The organism is Humibacter sp. (assembly GCF_035547335.1).
GTDB lineage: Bacteria > Actinomycetota > Actinomycetes > Actinomycetales > Microbacteriaceae > Humibacter.
Genome location: NZ_DASZVF010000039.1, coordinates 12663 through 28190, shown reverse-complemented (window position 1 = coordinate 28190; position 15528 = coordinate 12663). Strand labels below are relative to the sequence as shown.

The 15528-nt window shown below is 68.5% G+C and carries 15 protein-coding genes; 12 read left to right on the top strand and 3 right to left on the bottom strand.

Features of this window, described 5'->3' with window-relative positions; genetic code table 11:
* Together VHB92_RS08570 and VHB92_RS08565 are read right to left on the bottom strand one after the other, a co-directional pair.
* On the bottom strand, positions 1-854 hold an 854-nt coding region (locus tag VHB92_RS08570; protein ID WP_325453322.1), incomplete at its 3' end, for a four-carbon acid sugar kinase family protein.
* 189 nt (positions 855-1043) lie between these two features.
* Positions 1044-1721: a GntR family transcriptional regulator gene (locus VHB92_RS08565; RefSeq protein WP_325453320.1), complete on the bottom strand. Its 678-nt coding sequence runs from the start codon at positions 1719-1721 to the stop codon at positions 1044-1046.
* A gap of 175 nt (positions 1722-1896) precedes the next feature.
* On the opposite strand from VHB92_RS08565, the gene VHB92_RS08560 reads away from it, so the two are divergent.
* The 10 genes from VHB92_RS08560 (at position 1897) to VHB92_RS08515 (ending at position 12827) form a co-directional block, all read left to right on the top strand.
* The gene (locus tag VHB92_RS08560; protein WP_325453318.1) at positions 1897-3270 is read left to right on the top strand and encodes an ABC transporter substrate-binding protein; all 1374 of its coding nucleotides are present in this window, start codon (positions 1897-1899) and stop codon (positions 3268-3270) included.
* 87 nt (positions 3271-3357) lie between these two features.
* Complete coding sequence (locus VHB92_RS08555; RefSeq protein WP_325453316.1) at positions 3358-4179, top strand: sugar ABC transporter permease; 822 nt, start codon at positions 3358-3360, stop codon at positions 4177-4179.
* Positions 4179-5093 (top strand): carbohydrate ABC transporter permease, encoded by a 915-nt coding sequence (locus tag VHB92_RS08550; protein ID WP_325453314.1) that lies wholly within the window; start codon positions 4179-4181, stop codon positions 5091-5093. The genes VHB92_RS08555 and VHB92_RS08550 overlap by 1 nt, the downstream gene beginning before the upstream one ends.
* 61 nt (positions 5094-5154) lie before the next feature.
* Positions 5155-6912, top strand: coding sequence for a GH39 family glycosyl hydrolase (locus VHB92_RS08545; protein ID WP_325453312.1), 1758 nt, complete (start codon positions 5155-5157; stop codon positions 6910-6912).
* Complete coding sequence (locus VHB92_RS08540; RefSeq protein ID WP_325453310.1) at positions 6909-7763, top strand: aldo/keto reductase; 855 nt, start codon at positions 6909-6911, stop codon at positions 7761-7763. The genes VHB92_RS08545 and VHB92_RS08540 overlap by 4 nt, the downstream gene beginning before the upstream one ends.
* 151 nt (positions 7764-7914) lie before the next feature.
* Positions 7915-8685 (top strand): SDR family NAD(P)-dependent oxidoreductase, encoded by a 771-nt coding sequence (locus VHB92_RS08535; RefSeq protein WP_325453308.1) that lies wholly within the window; start codon positions 7915-7917, stop codon positions 8683-8685.
* Positions 8686-8852: 167 nt separating this feature from the next.
* Positions 8853-10595 (top strand): dihydroxyacetone kinase family protein, encoded by a 1743-nt coding sequence (locus VHB92_RS08530; RefSeq protein ID WP_325453307.1) that lies wholly within the window; start codon positions 8853-8855, stop codon positions 10593-10595.
* Positions 10596-10688: 93 nt separating this feature from the next.
* Positions 10689-11147, top strand: a complete 459-nt coding sequence (locus VHB92_RS08525; protein ID WP_325453305.1) for a ribose-5-phosphate isomerase — start codon at positions 10689-10691, stop codon at positions 11145-11147.
* 1 nt (position 11148) lies between these two features.
* Positions 11149-11919 carry a triose-phosphate isomerase family protein gene (locus VHB92_RS08520; protein ID WP_325453303.1) on the top strand — a complete coding sequence of 257 codons (771 nt, stop codon included), beginning with the start codon at positions 11149-11151 and terminating at the stop codon, positions 11917-11919.
* Positions 11920-12077: 158 nt separating this feature from the next.
* On the top strand, positions 12078-12827 hold the full coding sequence (locus VHB92_RS08515; RefSeq protein WP_325453301.1) for a GolD/DthD family dehydrogenase: 750 nt from the start codon (positions 12078-12080) through the stop codon (positions 12825-12827).
* Between the two features lie 40 nt (positions 12828-12867).
* Here VHB92_RS08515 and VHB92_RS08510 read toward each other — a convergent pair whose 3' ends face one another.
* Positions 12868-13338, bottom strand: a complete 471-nt coding sequence (locus VHB92_RS08510) for a helix-turn-helix domain-containing protein (RefSeq protein ID WP_325453300.1) — start codon at positions 13336-13338, stop codon at positions 12868-12870.
* 47 nt (positions 13339-13385) lie between these two features.
* On the opposite strand from VHB92_RS08510, the gene VHB92_RS08505 reads away from it, so the two are divergent.
* Entirely contained in the window at positions 13386-14594 is a 1209-nt protein-coding gene (locus tag VHB92_RS08505) for an MFS transporter (protein WP_325453299.1), read from the top strand.
* A 109-nt stretch (positions 14595-14703) separates the two neighbouring features.
* The gene (locus tag VHB92_RS08500) at positions 14704-15408 is read left to right on the top strand and encodes an SDR family oxidoreductase (RefSeq protein ID WP_325453298.1); all 705 of its coding nucleotides are present in this window, start codon (positions 14704-14706) and stop codon (positions 15406-15408) included.
* The last annotated feature ends 120 nt before the right edge of the window (positions 15409-15528 follow it).

Genomic DNA, 15528 nt, shown 5'->3' with positions numbered 1-15528 from the left:
TCGACCCGGAACCGGCCGGCGGAGCCGTCGAGCAGCGATGACGGCGAATGGTGAACGGTCGTCGGCTCTAGATCGGCGCTCAGGCGCTCGAACTGACGGTGGGCCGCGGCATCCGCGCTGCCCACGACGACGAGGATGCGTGCTGCGCGCTCGCGCGGAGCGGATGAGGCCCCAAGGCCGACCGTGGCGGCCGCGGCCTCCGCCAGCCCGCGGGATCCGACGAGCACTGCCGGTTCGTCTCCTGACCATGCCGCATCGGCGACCATCGCGAGGTCGGCGGGCGATTCCGCGTCCGCCGCCACCACAGCGCTCTCGCGACGAACCTCATCGATGATCGCGGGCAGCGCACCCGAGCGCAGCTGGCCGAGTGAGACGAGACGGACCGGCAGCTCCGACAACAGAGACGAGACGTTGGCGGGCGGCGCGTGATCCTCTGACTGCCAGAGCTGGGTCGCGGCAAGAGGAACCGATCCCACGAGCGGCACCCCGTTCACGACCGTGCGGTCCGCGCTCGGTAGGGCGGGTGAGAACACCACGCCTCGGCCCACGTCCAACGCGGCTCTTGTGACGGCGGCGACATTGCCGCGCAGCAGAGAGTCGACCTTGACGAACGTGCGGGTCGCATCGTGCGCGCTCAGAACCGCTCGAACGGCCGCTTCGGCGACCGAGGGTCTGCTGTAGCGCGTGTCGAGGTCGAAGACACGCACGACGTCGTCGGCAGGCGCGGCATCCCGCACATCCGTGTCCGACACGAGTTGCACCCGGCTCGGGATGCCGAACGCCGCGGCGGTTTCCGCCGCCCCCGAGAGGTCGTCGGCCACCGCGACGATGCCGTGCACGCGTCCTCGTTTCATCGCCACACGCCTGCGCGGGCGCACCGCATCGCCGCCTGCTCGAGCGGACGGGAGGGGGACCGGCGTGCGTCTGACACGACTGACAAGATACGCGGTGGTGCACCTGTTCCGCGGGGCGATGGAAGCGCGCGGGTGCGAGCGTCCCTGCCTCTCCGGCCGGGGGAGCGGCGGCCGAGCGCGCGGCCACGGTTATTGCTGAGGATGCGTCGCGAGCAGTCGATGGTACGCGCCTCCGAGGTGCGACTGGATGGCCTTCGCCGCCAGCTCGGGGTTGCGCTGGGTCAGGACGTCGCGCAGCTCAGCGTGCTCCGCGTATCCCACCTGGAGGAAGTCGCGGAACGAGTCGTTGCGCGCGTTCAGGAAGAACTCCACCTGGCTGCGGATGTGCTCCCAGGAGCTCTGGAGCCGGCGGTGGTCGGCCGCCTTGTAAAGCAGGTCGTGGAACTCGAGGTCGAGGCGCGTCACGGCCTGAGCCTCGTACCCGTCGTCCACGCGCTTCATCTTCTCGAGCACGGCATCCATCTCGGCCAGCAGTTCCGGGGTCATCCGCTCCGCCGTGCGCTCGACGGCGAGGCGTTCGAGCGCGAGGCGCAGCGTGTACACCTCGATGATGTCGGTGCGGGTCAGCTCCACCACGAACGCGCCGCGATGACGTCGCAGCTCGACGAATCCCTCGTTGGCGAGCTGGATCAAGGCCTCTCGGACAGGGCCGCGGCTCACGCCCAATGCCTGCGCGATCTCCGCCTCTTTGAGGTGCTCGCCCTGCTCGAGCTGGCCGGTGCTGATCATCCCCCGCAGCGCGTCGACCACGTTGTGCGAGAGCGCCGGCTGCACGACCGGCGCCATCTCGAAGCTCGAAACCGTCATGCCGAAACCCTCCCACAAAGCGTCATTGAGGATTGTAAACAATTTACCGTTGACAGTCTGCAATGGTCAGGGCAGTATGGGCGTCGCGCACGATTGCGGGCAGTCGATCCCGCTGGACGCATCACTCGCCCGGAGCCGGTTGCCCGGGCTCGGTCCCGAACAAAGGAGTTTTCGCGTGAAGAAGAAGGCGCTCATCGCGCTGGTGGGCCTGGCCGTCGTCTCGGCCCTGACCGCCTGTTCCTCCCCAGGAGGGTCCGGCGGATCCACCCCGGCCGCCACGGACAAGCCCCAGTCGCAGGCGGACAAGCCGTCGAACTGCGACAACAAGATCCTGTATCCCTCGGCGACACGGGTGTCGCTCTGGGGCTGGTCGCCGACCCTGCCGGTGGCCGTCGATGCCTTCGACAAGGCGCACAAGGACGTGCAGATCTGCTGGACCAACGCCGGTGCAGGCAGCGCAGAGTACCAGAAGTTCTCGACCGCCATCGCCGCGGGCAAGGGTGCGCCCGACGTGATCATGCTCGAGACCGACCACCTGAACAGCTTCCTGATCAAGGACGCGCTGGTGAACCTCAGCGACTACGGCGCCGACAAGTGGAAGAGCGACTTCTCGGCCGGAACGCTGAAGGACATCTCGAGCAACGGCGGCATCTACGCCATCCCGGATGACGGCGGCCCCGTTGCGCTGATGTACCGCAAGGACATCTTCGACCAGTACGGCCTGACGGTGCCCAAGACATGGGCGGAGTACGCCGCCGACGCCGACAAGCTGAAGAGCGCGGGCGGACCGGCGATCGGCGACTGGCCCAACGACACGCCGGCATTCGCTCAGGCGATGTTCGCTCAGGCCGGGGCCGACACGTTCGACTACAACATCAACCAGAAGACGAGCCTCGGCGTCGACATCGACAACGCGGCGTCGCGCAAGGTGCTCGACTACTGGGACGGCCTGGTGCAGAAGGGCGAGGTGGTGACGACCGGACAGTCGTCGACCGACTTCGTCAGCGAGCTGTCGTCGGGCAAGCTGGCGACGTTCATCGCGGCATCCTGGGAGCCCGGGCACCTCACGGGAGCCGGCTTCACGCGAGGCCCGGGAAGCCCGTGGCGGGTCGCGATGCTGCCGCAGTGGAATGCCGACTCGCCCGTGCAGGTGAACTGGGGCGGATCGACGTACGCCGTGACCACGCAGTCGAAGGTGCCGCACGCTGCATCCGAGGTGGCCATGGAGCTCTTCGGGCACGAGAACCAGCAGACCCTGGGCGCTCACTTCCCGCAGCACGTCAAGGTGCAGAAGGCGTCGTGGTTCGTGAATGCCGAAGACCCGTTCTTCGGCGGGCAGAAGGCCAATAAAGAGGTGTGGATCCCCACGGCAGACGCCTACAAGGGCCAGAGCTACAGCCCGTTCCAGGACTACTACTACCAGCAGGTGACGGCCATGCTCACCAAGACGACGAGCGGAGCGGAGAGCTCGAAGGCCGGCCTGTCGAAGCTGCAGTCCACCATCGCGTCGTACGCCAAGGCGCAGGGTTTCACGGTCAAGACCAAGTGATGACCGGAACCGGTTCGTACACCGTCGCGCGGCAAGTCGACACGCCCCAAGAGCATCGGCTGGCTCTTCGTCGCCCCGTTCGGCCTGGTGTTCCTCGTCTTCCTCGTGGCGCCCCTGGTGTACGCGTTCTGGCTGAGCCTCTTCTCGAAGGGTCTCGCCACGGGCACCACGTTCAGCGGCATCGGCAACTACGTCAAGGCGTTCACCGACACCGAGTTCCTCGGCGGACTGCTCTTCGTCGTGGTGTTCTCCGTCGTGCTCATCCCGCTTCAGATGCTGGTCTCGCTGGCCGCCGCGCTGGTGCTCGACGCGGTCACGACGAAGCTGGCCAGGTTCTCCCGGCTGATGATCTTCGTGCCGTATGCCATCCCTGCCGTGATCGGCGCGCTGATGTGGGGCTTCCTGTACAGCCCCGGCTTCGGCCCGCTGGCACAGCTGTTCGGGCTCTTCCACGCCTCTGCGCCCAACCTCCTCGGCTCGCACGAGGTGTTCGGGGCACTGCTGAACGTGGTGACGTGGCAGTGGAGCGGCTACTACATGATCATCATCTACGCCGCGCTGCAGGGCATCGACAGCTCGCTCTACGAGGCCGCCCGCATCGACGGCGCCGGCCCGTGGCAGATCGCGCTGCGGATCAAGGTGCCGCTCGTGGCATCCGCACTCGTGCTGATCCTCGTGTTCGCCCTGATCGGAACGTTGCAGTTCTTCACGGAGCCGCAGGTGCTCGCACCGTCGTCGAACGGCGCCATCACCCCGTCGTTCACGCCGAACATGTACGCGTACAACCTGGCGTTCGCGAACTCGCAGATCAACTACGCATCGGCGATCTCGTTCGCGCTCGGACTCGTCGTGTTCATCGGCGTCTACATCTTCCTCTTCGCCACCCGTAAGAAGGGACGGATCGTCTGATGACCGCCATCGGAATCAAGACGGCTGACAAGGCCGTGCAGTCGGTGCGCGGCCGCGCGAAGCCGAAGCCGCGGATCGGCGCGCACGTGTTCCTCATCGTGCTCGTCATCTACTTCCTGCTGCCGCTGTGGTGGCTCATCGTGGCCAGCACGAAGGATGCGCACGGACTGTTCTCCGGCACCGGTGGAGCCCTGTGGTTCGACAAGACGTTCGCGCTGTTCGACAACCTCGGCCTGCTGTTCACGTACAACGGCGGCATCTACCTGCGCTGGCTGGGCAACTCGCTGCTCTACGCGGTGAGCGGTGGAGTGGGGGCGACGGCGCTCGCGATCCTCGCCGGGTACGGATTCGCGAAGTTCGCGTTCCCGGGCAGGCGCCTGAGCCTCGCGCTTCTGCTGGGCTCGGTGATGGTTCCGCTGACCGCCCTGGTGATCCCGACGTTCGCGATGCTCTCGCAGGTGGGCATGACCAACACGATCTGGGCCGTCATCCTGCCGTCGCTGCTCAACCCGTTCGGCGTCTACCTGATGATGGTCTACGCCACGGATGCCATCCCCGACGAGCTGCTCGACGCGGCGCGGGTGGACGGCGCCGGCGAGTTGCGCACGTTCCTCACCGTGGCGTTGCCGCTGCTGCGACCGGCGGCCGTCACCGTGCTGCTCTTGTCGGTGGTGGGAACGTGGAACAACTACTTCCTGCCGCTCGCCGTGCTCTCCTCCGACAACCTGTTCCCGGTGACGGTCGGCCTCGGCCTCTGGGACGGGCTGGCGAACTCGGCGAGCGGCACGGGCACGACGTCGCTGTGGAGCCTCATCATCCTGGGCTCCCTCGTGTCGATCATCCCCCTGATCGTGGCGTTCCTCAGCCTGCAGCGCTACTGGCGCGGCGGCCTCGCCGTCGGGTCGCTCAAGTGACCACCATCGTCGCCGCTCCATCGCGAACGGCAGCAATCAACCCCTCAACGAAAGGATCGGCGTGACCACCGAGACACCGACCGCCACCGCATCCCGCGAGAAGAACCCGGGTTTGGAATCCACCACGCTCTTCCCGGATGCCGCGCCGCACGACCCGCACGCGGCTCACGTGCGCACCGCCACGATCGAGGTCGACGCCGCGGCGCCCGGCCGGCGGATCGAGCCGATCTGGGCGAGCCTGGGATACGACGAGATCAACTGGACGTACACCACGACGGGCCGCCGGCTGCTGGAGACCATCGGCAAGACCTCCACGACGCCGTTCCATGTTCGTCCGCACTACGTGTTCATCAGCGGAACGGGATTCGGCCTGCCGCACCAGGGCAGCGGCAACGTCTACCACGAGCGGGACGGCATGCCGTTCTACGACTTCGCGATCGTCGACCAGGCGTACGACGCGATCGTGAACGCAGGACATCACGTGCTCGTCGAGCTCGGCTTCACGCCGCGCGACCTCGTTCCCGACCGCGCGTACGAGGAGTACCCGCTGATCGACAGCCCCACCGTGTACAGCGCGTACGAGGCCGGACACTGGAGCTTCCCGCCCAAGGACTACGCCAAGTGGGGAGACCTCGTCGCCGCTCTCGCCCAGCACTGCCTCGAGCGCTACGGCGAGGAGGAGGTGTCCGGATGGCTCTGGGAGCTGTGGAACGAGCCTGACATCTACTACTGGCGCGGCACCCGGCAGGAGTTCAACGAGCTCTACGAGGTCACGGCGCGCGCCGTGCGCAGCGTGCTGCCGAACGCATCCGTCGGCGGCCCGACCGTGACCGGCGGCCCCAACGGCGAGGGATTCCTGCGCGAGTTTCTGCAGTTCGTGGCTGACAGGGAGCTTCCGCTCGACTTCGTGTCGTTCCACACCAAGGGCTCCCGGTTCGTGCCGTGGCGCACGTACGGTCCCCTCGGTGCCGATGCGCCCGAGAAGCAGTCCCCGCAGACCACCAAGATGCTCTACGAGATCCGCAGGCTGCTGCGCGTGATGGCGGAGTTCCCGCAGTTCACCGAGCTGCCCGCGATCGTCGACGAGTGCGATGCCGGCGTGCCCGCGCACTGGGGGGTATACGACAACTCCAACTTCCGCTTCCAGAACACCGAGTACTACCCGGTGTTCCAGGCCAACCTGATGAAGAAGATCCTCGATCTCAACGAGCTCGAGCAGGCGCAGGTGCGTGAGGCCACCACCTGGAGCTTCTACTTCGAGGGCGAGCGGATGTTCGAAGGCACGCGCTCGTTCGCCACGGCCAATGGCGTGGAGAAGCCTCTGCTCAACGCCTACCGCATGTTCGGCAGGCTCGGCGCCACCCGCCTCCCCGCCGTCTCCGACAGCACCTGGAACGTCGCGGAGCTCGACGCCATCGCGCCCGCGCTTCCGCCGGAGGAGGTCGACGCGCTGGCGACGCGCACGGATGACGGCGATCTCGCGATCCTCGTCTACCGCCGCACCGACGACCAGTACAGCGTCGACGACAGCACCGCCGACGTGACGGTGAAGCTGCGCGGCCTGCAGCCGGGCCGGTACTCGCTGGACCACTATCGGATCGACGAGCAGCACAGCAACGCCCACACCGTGTGGACGCAGCTGGGCAGCCCCCAGCATCCGACACCGGAGGAGATCGAGACCATGCACAGCAGGATGGGCCTGGAAGAGTACGAGCCGAAGCGCGAGGTCGACGTGCAGGACGGAGGCGCAGACATCTCGCTGAGCCTTCCGCTGCACTCCGTCTCGCTGCTGGTGCTGCACGGGTCGGCGGCGGCATGACGGGCTTCTCTGGCGGGGCGGCCCCGACGGTGCGCCTCGACGACGGCATCGAGATCCCGCAACTCGGCTTCGGCGTCTTCCAGATCACGCCTGACGAGGTGCAGGCGCGAGTGGAAGAAGCGCTGGAAGCGGGATACCGGCACATCGACACGGCGGCCGCCTACAACAACGAGCAGGGCGTCGGTCGCGCGCTGGCCGCGAGCGATCTCGCCCGCGACGACGTGTTCATCACGACCAAACTGCGCAACGGGGAACAGGGACGCACCTCCGCCGCTGACGCGCTCCGGAACAGCCTCGAGCGTCTCGGCCTTGAATACGTGGACCTCTACCTCATCCACTGGCCGTCTCCGGCCAGGGATGCGTACGTGGACAGCTGGCGCGCGATGATCGAGGCGAAAGAACAGGGGCTCGTCCGAGCGATCGGCGTCTCCAACTTCCTGCCGCACCATCTGGAGCGCGTCATCGCGGAGACCGGGGTGACGCCCGCCGTCGATCAGATCGAGTTGCATCCGTACTTCAGCCAGCCCGAGCTCACTCGCGTGCTCCGCGAGCGCGGAGTGGCCGTCGAGGCGTACAGCCCGCTCGGACAGGGCAGGGACCTCGACGATCCGACGATCGCCGAGATCGCGGCGACGGTCGGGCGCTCGCCAGCCCAGGTCATCCTGCGCTGGCACCTTCAGCACGGATACATCGCCATACCGAAGGCCTCGTCGCGATCGAGGATGGCCGCCAACCTCGACGTTCTCGGCTTCGAGCTGAGCGAGGCGGACATGCTCCGCATCGACTCGCTCGACACCGGAGAGCGCATCGGCGGCGACCCCGGCACCTTCGAGATCAGCCAGATCCGCTAGCGGATGCGCCGGGCCGGCCTCGCCGGCCGGCCCGGTCGCGGCGCTCGGATGCGTCGGACCCCGAGCCAAGCCCGGTGCTCCGTCGCGTCCTGTCGCGCGGCCGGCATCCGCAACTGCACCATCACCAGCATTTGGAAAGGAACACCACTTCATGACTTCTCGATATCCGCAGGCGCGAACCGTCGTTCTCACGGGGGCCGCCTCCCCCAGGGGGATCGGTCAGGCGACAGCGAACTACCTGGCCGAGCGCGGATGGAACGTGGGAGTGATCGACCTCGATGACGCCGAATCGAAGGCCGTCGCGCAGAACATCGCAGAGACCTTCGGCGTGCAGGCCGTCGGGGTGGGCGCGGACGTCTCCGACGAGGCGGCCGTCTGCGCCGCGTTCGACGTGATCGAGTCGCAGCTTCCGCAGGTGGTGGCCCTCGTCAACCTCGCCGGGATCTCCTCGCCCGACCCGTATCTCGAGGTCACCTCCGACGAATGGAACCGCGTCATCAACATCAACCTCACGGGTGTGCACCATGTCACCAGGCGTGCCGCCCAGACGATGGTGAAGCACGAGCTCGGCCGTATCGTCAGCCTCTCCTCGGTCTCCGCCCAGCGTGGAGGCGGCACGTACAGCAAGGCGGCCTATTCGGCGGCGAAGGCCGGCGTGATCGGGCTCACCAGAGCGGTCGCTCGGGAGCTCGGGCCCTTCGGAGTGACGGTCAACGCGATCGCGCCCGGACCCATCAACACCGACATCATGGGCGGCCCGCTGACCGAGGAGCGCAAAGCCAGGATGGCGTCCGACGGCGTGCTCAACAGAATCGGCGAGCCGATCGACGTCGCCGCAGCGGTGTCGTATCTGATCAGCGAGGACGCCGGCTTCGTGACCGGCCACACGCTCAACGTCGACGGCGGTCTGTACATGCACTGACCGCACGGGCTGGGGCAGGCGGCGTCGATCGACGTGTGCCTGCCCCGGTTCGCGGTCGCACGGCATCCGCCTGCTCCGGCGCGAGCGGTGGTTCCACAAAAGCGAGGGCATTCCAGTAGACCTGGTGGGGAGCCCTCGCCCACGGAATCCGGAATGGACAAGATCAGATGACGAGACTGTGGAACGACCCGGTCGACTTCGCCGACGAGATGCTCGATGGCTTCGTGAGGGCCAACCGGCGATGGGTTCGCAAGGTGACCGGCGGGGTGTCGCGCTCGACCCGCTCGGCGGATGCCGAGGTGGCCGTCGTCATCGGCGGCGGCTCCGGCCACTACCCGGCGTTCGGCGGTCTCGTCGGACCGGGACTCGCGCACGGGGCGGCCATGGGCAACCTGTTCGCGTCGCCGTCCGCCCACCAGGTCGAGGGTGTCATCCGCGCCAGCGAGCAGGGTCGCGGCGTGCTGCTCAGCTACGGCAACTACGCGGGCGACGTTCTGCATTTCGGCGCGGCTCAGGATGCCGTGCGGTCGGCGGGCATCGACTGCCGCACCGTCACGGTGACCGACGACATCTTCAGCGCGCCGCCGAGCGAGAAGCACAGGCGGCGCGGCATCGCAGGCGACCTCACGGTCTTCAAGGCGGCGGGAGGGGCCGCCGCAGCCGGATACGACCTCGACGGAGTGGAGCGCGCGGCGCGACTCGCGAACGACCGCACGCGCTCCATGGGCGTGGCCTTCACGGGCTGCACGCTCCCCGGCGCCGACGAGCCGTTGTTCACCGTTCCGGAAGGGCGGATGGCGATCGGTCTCGGCATCCACGGCGAGCCGGGGATCGACGAGACCGATATCCCGAGCGCCGACGGTCTCGCCGAGCTGTTCGTGCAGCGGCTGCTCGATCCCGCCGAGATCCCCGACGGTGTCGACGTGAAGGGCGCCCGGGTCGTACCGATCCTGAACGGCCTCGGCTCGGTGAAGAACGAAGAGCTCTACGTCGTGTTCGACCGCATCGCCACCCTGCTCGAGGATGCCGGCATCGTCGTCGTCGATCCGCAGGTGGGCGAGTTCTGCACGAGCTTCGACATGGCGGGCGCCTCGCTCACCCTGTTCTGGGTGGACGAAGAGCTCGAGCGCCTGTGGGCGGCACCGGCGGACACTCCGGCGTTCCGCACCGGCGCGGTGGACGCGTCCGGCATGACGGTCGTCGCCGCCGACGAGGACGACGACGCTGTCGAGGAGATCCCGGAGGCGGGAGCGGAGTCGAAGGCGGCGGCGGCCGGGGTCGTCGCGCTGCTCTCCGCGGTGCGCGACGTCATCGACGAGAACGTGGATGAGCTGGGGCATATCGACGCCGTCGCGGGCGACGGTGACCACGGCATCGGCATGCAGCGCGGTGCGCGCGCAGCGCTGGAGGCCGCGACGCGCGTAACCGAGGCCGGCGCGGGGAGCGGAACCGTTCTCACGGTGGCCGCCGACGCGTGGTCGGACCGCGCAGGCGGGACATCCGGTGCGCTGTGGGGCATGATCCTCGGTGCCGTCGGTCGCAGCGTGGGCGACGTGGATGCTCCGGATGCGTCGTCCGTCTCCGCCGGAGTGAGCGCCGCGAAGCAGGCCGTCATGGAGTACGGCAAGGCCGAGGTCGGAGACAAGACGCTCGTCGACGCGCTCGTTCCGTTCGCCGACACGCTCGCCTCCCGCGTCGAGAGCGGCGAGCCTCTGGTGGACGCCTGGACGGCGGCAGCCACGGAGGCGACGCGGGCGGCGGATGCGACGGCCGACCTGAAGCCCCGCATCGGCCGCGCGCGTTCGCACGGCGACAAGGCGGTGGGAGTGCGCGATCCCGGCGCGGTCTCCCTGGCGTTGATCGCCACGAGGATCGGCGACGTGTTGACGTCGCGCCGATCGGACACCTGAAAGCGGACCGCTCGGCGAGCCGACGGCCGCCGGAACGCGGGATCGACAACAAAGGGCGGGCTTCGACCCGTCGAAGTGGAGAAGGAGAATCGCATGCCCGCTTGGCGCGTGGTCGTCGGATCCGACGACGCAGGATATGACTACAAGGAAGCGATCAAGAAGGACCTCGAGAGCAACCCGCTCGTGGTCTCCGTGACGGACGTGGGTGTGGATGCCGACGGGCACACGAACTACCCCACCATCGCGACGACCGCGGCCGAGATGGTGGCACGCGGCGATGCCGATCGCGCGGTGCTCATCTGCGGCACCGGTCTCGGGGTGGCGATCTCCGCGAACAAGGTGAAGGGCATCAGGGCCGTCACGGCGCACGACAGCTATTCCGTCGAACGGTCTGTGCTCTCCAACGACGCGCAGGTGCTGTGCATGGGTCAGCGCGTGGTGGGCCTGGAGCTCGCGCGACGCAACGTGCGCGAATGGCTCACGTACGAGTTCGACCCGACCAGCGCATCCAATGAGAAGGTGCAGGAGATCTGCCGCTACGAAGGCGACTGAGATGACAGGCGGCAGCGATCGCCCCAGGCTCGTCGCGGTGAGCCTGAAGATGTACTTCAGCCACGCACGCACGCTGGAGTGGAGCCGCCGGGTCGCCGAGCTGGGGGCGCGGCATCCGGCTGTCACGGGCGGTCGTGCCGAGCTGCTGGTGTTGCCGACCTTTCCCTCGATTCCCGCGACGCTGGAGATCGTGCGCGGCGTGGCAGGGGTGGGCGCGCAGGACCTCAGCGAACACGACTCTGGCGCCTTCACTGGCGAGGTGAGCGGCGCCGAACTGGCCGAGATCGGAGCCGTGGCGGCGGAGGTCGGCCATGCCGAGCGGCGAACCCTGTTCGGCGAGACGGATGCCGTAGTGCGGGCGAAGACGGCGGCTGCGCTGCGCAACGGGCTCACGCCCGTGCTGTGCGTCGGGGAGCGGCTGCGGGGCGAGCCGTCCGCGGCCGCCGAGGACTGCATCCGTCAGCTGGATGACGCGCTGCAGGAGGCCGACGAGCAGGCCCTCACCGGCCGCGTCGTCGTCGCCTACGAGCCGTACTGGGCGATCGGAGCCGCCAGTGCCGCCCCGACCGAGCACATCCGTTCGGTGTGCGGAGCGCTGCGCGATCACGTGCGAGGCGGCCGCGGCGCGGCATCCCAGGTGATCTACGGCGGGAGCGCCGGGCCCGGGCTGCTAGGGCGGCTCGGCGACAGCGTCGACGGCCTGTTCCTCGGCCGGTTCGCCCACGATCCCGCCGCCGTCGAATCGGTTCTTGACGAGGTGCTCGCCCTGTAAGCGAGGGCGAACTGCCATCATCGAGAAACACTCGAAACCCGCGGGAGCGGGCGCTGCGCCCGTTGCCGGGCAGGCACAGGTCAAGCGGCACAGGCCGGACGGCGACGACAGGCATTGCACGACGCCGATCCGACGACACGGACCATGAGGAACGAGACATGACCGAGAACCAGACACCCGGGCGCCACGTCGCCGTCATCACCGGTGCCGCGAGCGGGATCGGCTACGAGGTGGCGACGTACTTCGCGACCCGAGGGGCCAGCGTGGTGGGTGTCGATCTCAGCGATGCCGTCGTCGAGCTCATGTCGGCCCTTCCCGGCGACGGACACCTCGGAATCGCTCGGGATCTGACCGACCCCGCCGCGGCCCAGCAGGTGATCTCCGAGGCGATCGCCTTCGCAGGGACCCCGACCATCCTGGTGAATTCGGCCGGTGTCGCGCTGCTGGACAAGGCGGTGGACGTGCCGGCCGGCCGATGGCAGGCCACGCTCGACGTCAATCTCAGTGCGAGCTTCTACATGGCGCAGGCGGCAGGCAGGGCGATGATCGAGGCCGGGTACGGCAGGATCATCAACCTCGCATCCCAGGCGGGCGTCATCGGCCTCGACGAGCATGCCGCCTATGCGGCCAGCAAGGCGGCCATCATCGGGCTGACGCGCGTGCTGTCCAAGGAATGGGCGCCGTCGGGCGTGACCGTCAACGCGGTCTCGCCCACGGTCGTGGAGACGCCGCTGGGCAAAGCGGCATGGGCGGGGGAGAAGGGCGAGCGCGCCAAGGCCGAGATCCCCGTCGGCAGGTTCGCCCAGCCGAGCGAGATCGCCTCTCTGATCGGATACCTGGCCAGCGAGGATGCCGCCATGGTCACCGGCACGAACGTGCTCATCGACGGCGGCCGCACGAGCGTCTGACGCCGCGACCGACGCCCAGGCAAGTCGGGCCCGCGCTTCGCTACACCGCCGGCGCGGCCTCGCTGCGCGGCAGGCGCTCCACCGCGATGTCCTCGAGCGGGAGCTCACGGCCGTCCGGGCCGACGAAGCCCACGTGCAACGGCTCCCTCGTGTCGGATGCGACGTAGCGCGTAGCGGGCGGCAGCCCGTTCGGAAGGTGACGGTTGCCCCATCCCTGCAGCGCCGCCAGCACCGTCGAGAGCTCGTCGCCTGAGGCGGTGAGCACGTACTCGTCACGCGCCCGCGCGCCTTCGTCGCGATACGCCCTGCGCTCCAGCACGCCCAGGTCGACGAGCTTGGCAAGGCGATCGGCCAGTACGTCGGGGGCCACGCCGAGTCGCTCGCGGATCTCGCTGAACCGTGTGAAGCCCAGGCGAACGTCGCGCACCACGAGGAGGGTCCACTTCTCGCCCAGCACCTCGAGGGAGCGGGCGATTCCGCACTGCTGGTTGACGGGGGAGAGCGGCTTCATGACAGCCATTGTATCTGACTAGGTAAAACCTATCCAGAGACGCTACTGTGGTCGACGTGCTCACGCTCTCGCCTCGCGCATCGTTCTGGACGGCAGCATCCGTCGCCGGTCTCGCCCTCTGGTCGAGCGGCGCTCCGACCATCGTCTATCCGCTCTACGAGCGCTCCTGGGGTCTGACGGCGGCCACCAGCACGCTGATCTTCGCGATCTATCCGATCGTGCTCATCCCCGTGCTCGTGATCTTCGGCAACCTCTCCGACAGCCTCGGCCGGCGGTTCGCGATCCTGCTCGGGCTGGCGGCTCTCGCCCTCGGCACGCTCACGTTCGGCCTGGCCACGGGTCTTCCCGAGGTGCTCATCGGCCGTGCCCTGATGGGCGTCGGGGTGGGGCTCTCGCTCAGCCCAGCGGCGGCTGCCATGATCGAGCTTGGCGGACCCGAGCGCGCGCCGCGCGCGAGCTCGACGATGACCGCGGCGACGGCCGTCGGACTGGCGCTCGCGACCATCGTCGGCGGTGCCCTTGTGCAGTACGCGCCAGATCCCTTGCACCTGACGTTCTGGGTGCTGTTCGCCGTGATCGTCGCCGTCGGCGCCCTCGCGCTGTTCCTGCCACGCGTCCGCGACGCCGCCGGAGCCTGGCGCCCGAGCCTGCCTCGGGTTCCCGCCGGCCTCCGCCGGGCATTCGTCGCCGGCGCCCTCGCGGTCTCGGCCGCCTACGCCGTGGGATCCGTGTTCCTTGCGCTCGGCGCGCAGGTCGCGGCGGATCTGCTGCGGTCGTCCAACGCGCTGCTCAACGGAATCGTCATCGCCATCTCCGCCATCGCGATCGGCGCGGTCGCCGTGCTCACGCGCCGGGTGCCGTCCCGCCTGGCGCTCGGGATCGGGCCCGCGGCGATCCTCTTCGGCATGGGCTCGCTGGTGCTCGCGGGCATTGCGCACTCCATGCCCCTGTTCGTCGTCTCGTCGGTGTTCACCGGCGGCGGGTACAGCCTGATGTATGCGGGAGGTCTCGGGATCATCACGGCGACGGCCGAGGTGCACCACCGTGCTGCCGTCATCTCCGCCGCCTTCACAGTCGGATACCTCGTTCAGGCCGTCGTCGCACTCGTGCTCGGCGCCATCGCCACGGACACGGGACTCCTCGTCGCCATCGAGCTCGCGGCGGTCGTCGTGATGGCGTTCGCGGTGGCGGCAGCTCTCGTGGCCAACGTGCGAGCAGGGCGCCGGTCGCCGACGACGCCCGTCCCCGTGTCATGACCACCGTCTGGTGAGCCCTGTCTCCTGACCCGCTTTCCTGACCCCCACACCTCTGCGGGACTTCCTCCGCAGGACCACCTGGAACAGAACCCCCTCGAAAGGAAATCCCATGCCCTCACTCGACAACGCCGTGGTGCTCGTCACCGGCGCCAATGGCGGACTCGGCACGCTGTTCGTGACGCAGGCGCTCGAGCGCGGCGCTCGCCGCGTGTACGCGACGGCCCGCTCCCCGCGCGACTGGAGCGATCCTCGGGTCGTTCCGGTCGCCCTCGACGTGACGTCGTCGGCATCCATCAGGGATGCGGCCGCCACCGCCGCCGACACGACGATCGTCGTCAACAACGCCGGCATCGGAGGAGCGGGACCGCTCCTGACGAGCAGCCTCGACGACGTGCGCCGCGTCTTCGACACCAACGTCTTCGGTGCACTCGAGGTGGCGCAGGTGTTCGCGCCCGTGCTCGCCTCGAACGGCGGAGGCGCGCTCATCGACGTGCACTCCGCGCTCAGCTGGCTCGCGCGCGGTGGCGCGTACGCGGCGACCAAGGCAGCGTTCTGGTCCCTCACCAATTCGCTCCGGCTCGAACTCCAGGCTCAGGGCACGCACGTGCTCGGCGCTCACCTCGGCTACACCGACACCCCGATGACGGCAGGGCTCGACGTGGACAAGGAAGACCCGGCCGACATCGTGGCGGCGATCTACGACGGTCTCGAGGCGGGCGAGCTCGAAGTGCTCGCCGACCAGACCAGCCGCTGGGTCAAGGCGGGTCTGTCCGAGCCGATCCCCGTGCTGTACCCGGAGTTCTCGGCCCGGTAGATCCCGGATGCCCTCCGGTCGCGCCGACCGGAGGGCATCCTGCTCCGCAAGCTCCGTCTAGCGCGCACCCCGTTCTTGGCCGCGAATGAGTGCCGGCATTTTCCAGGGACAGGCCCTCGG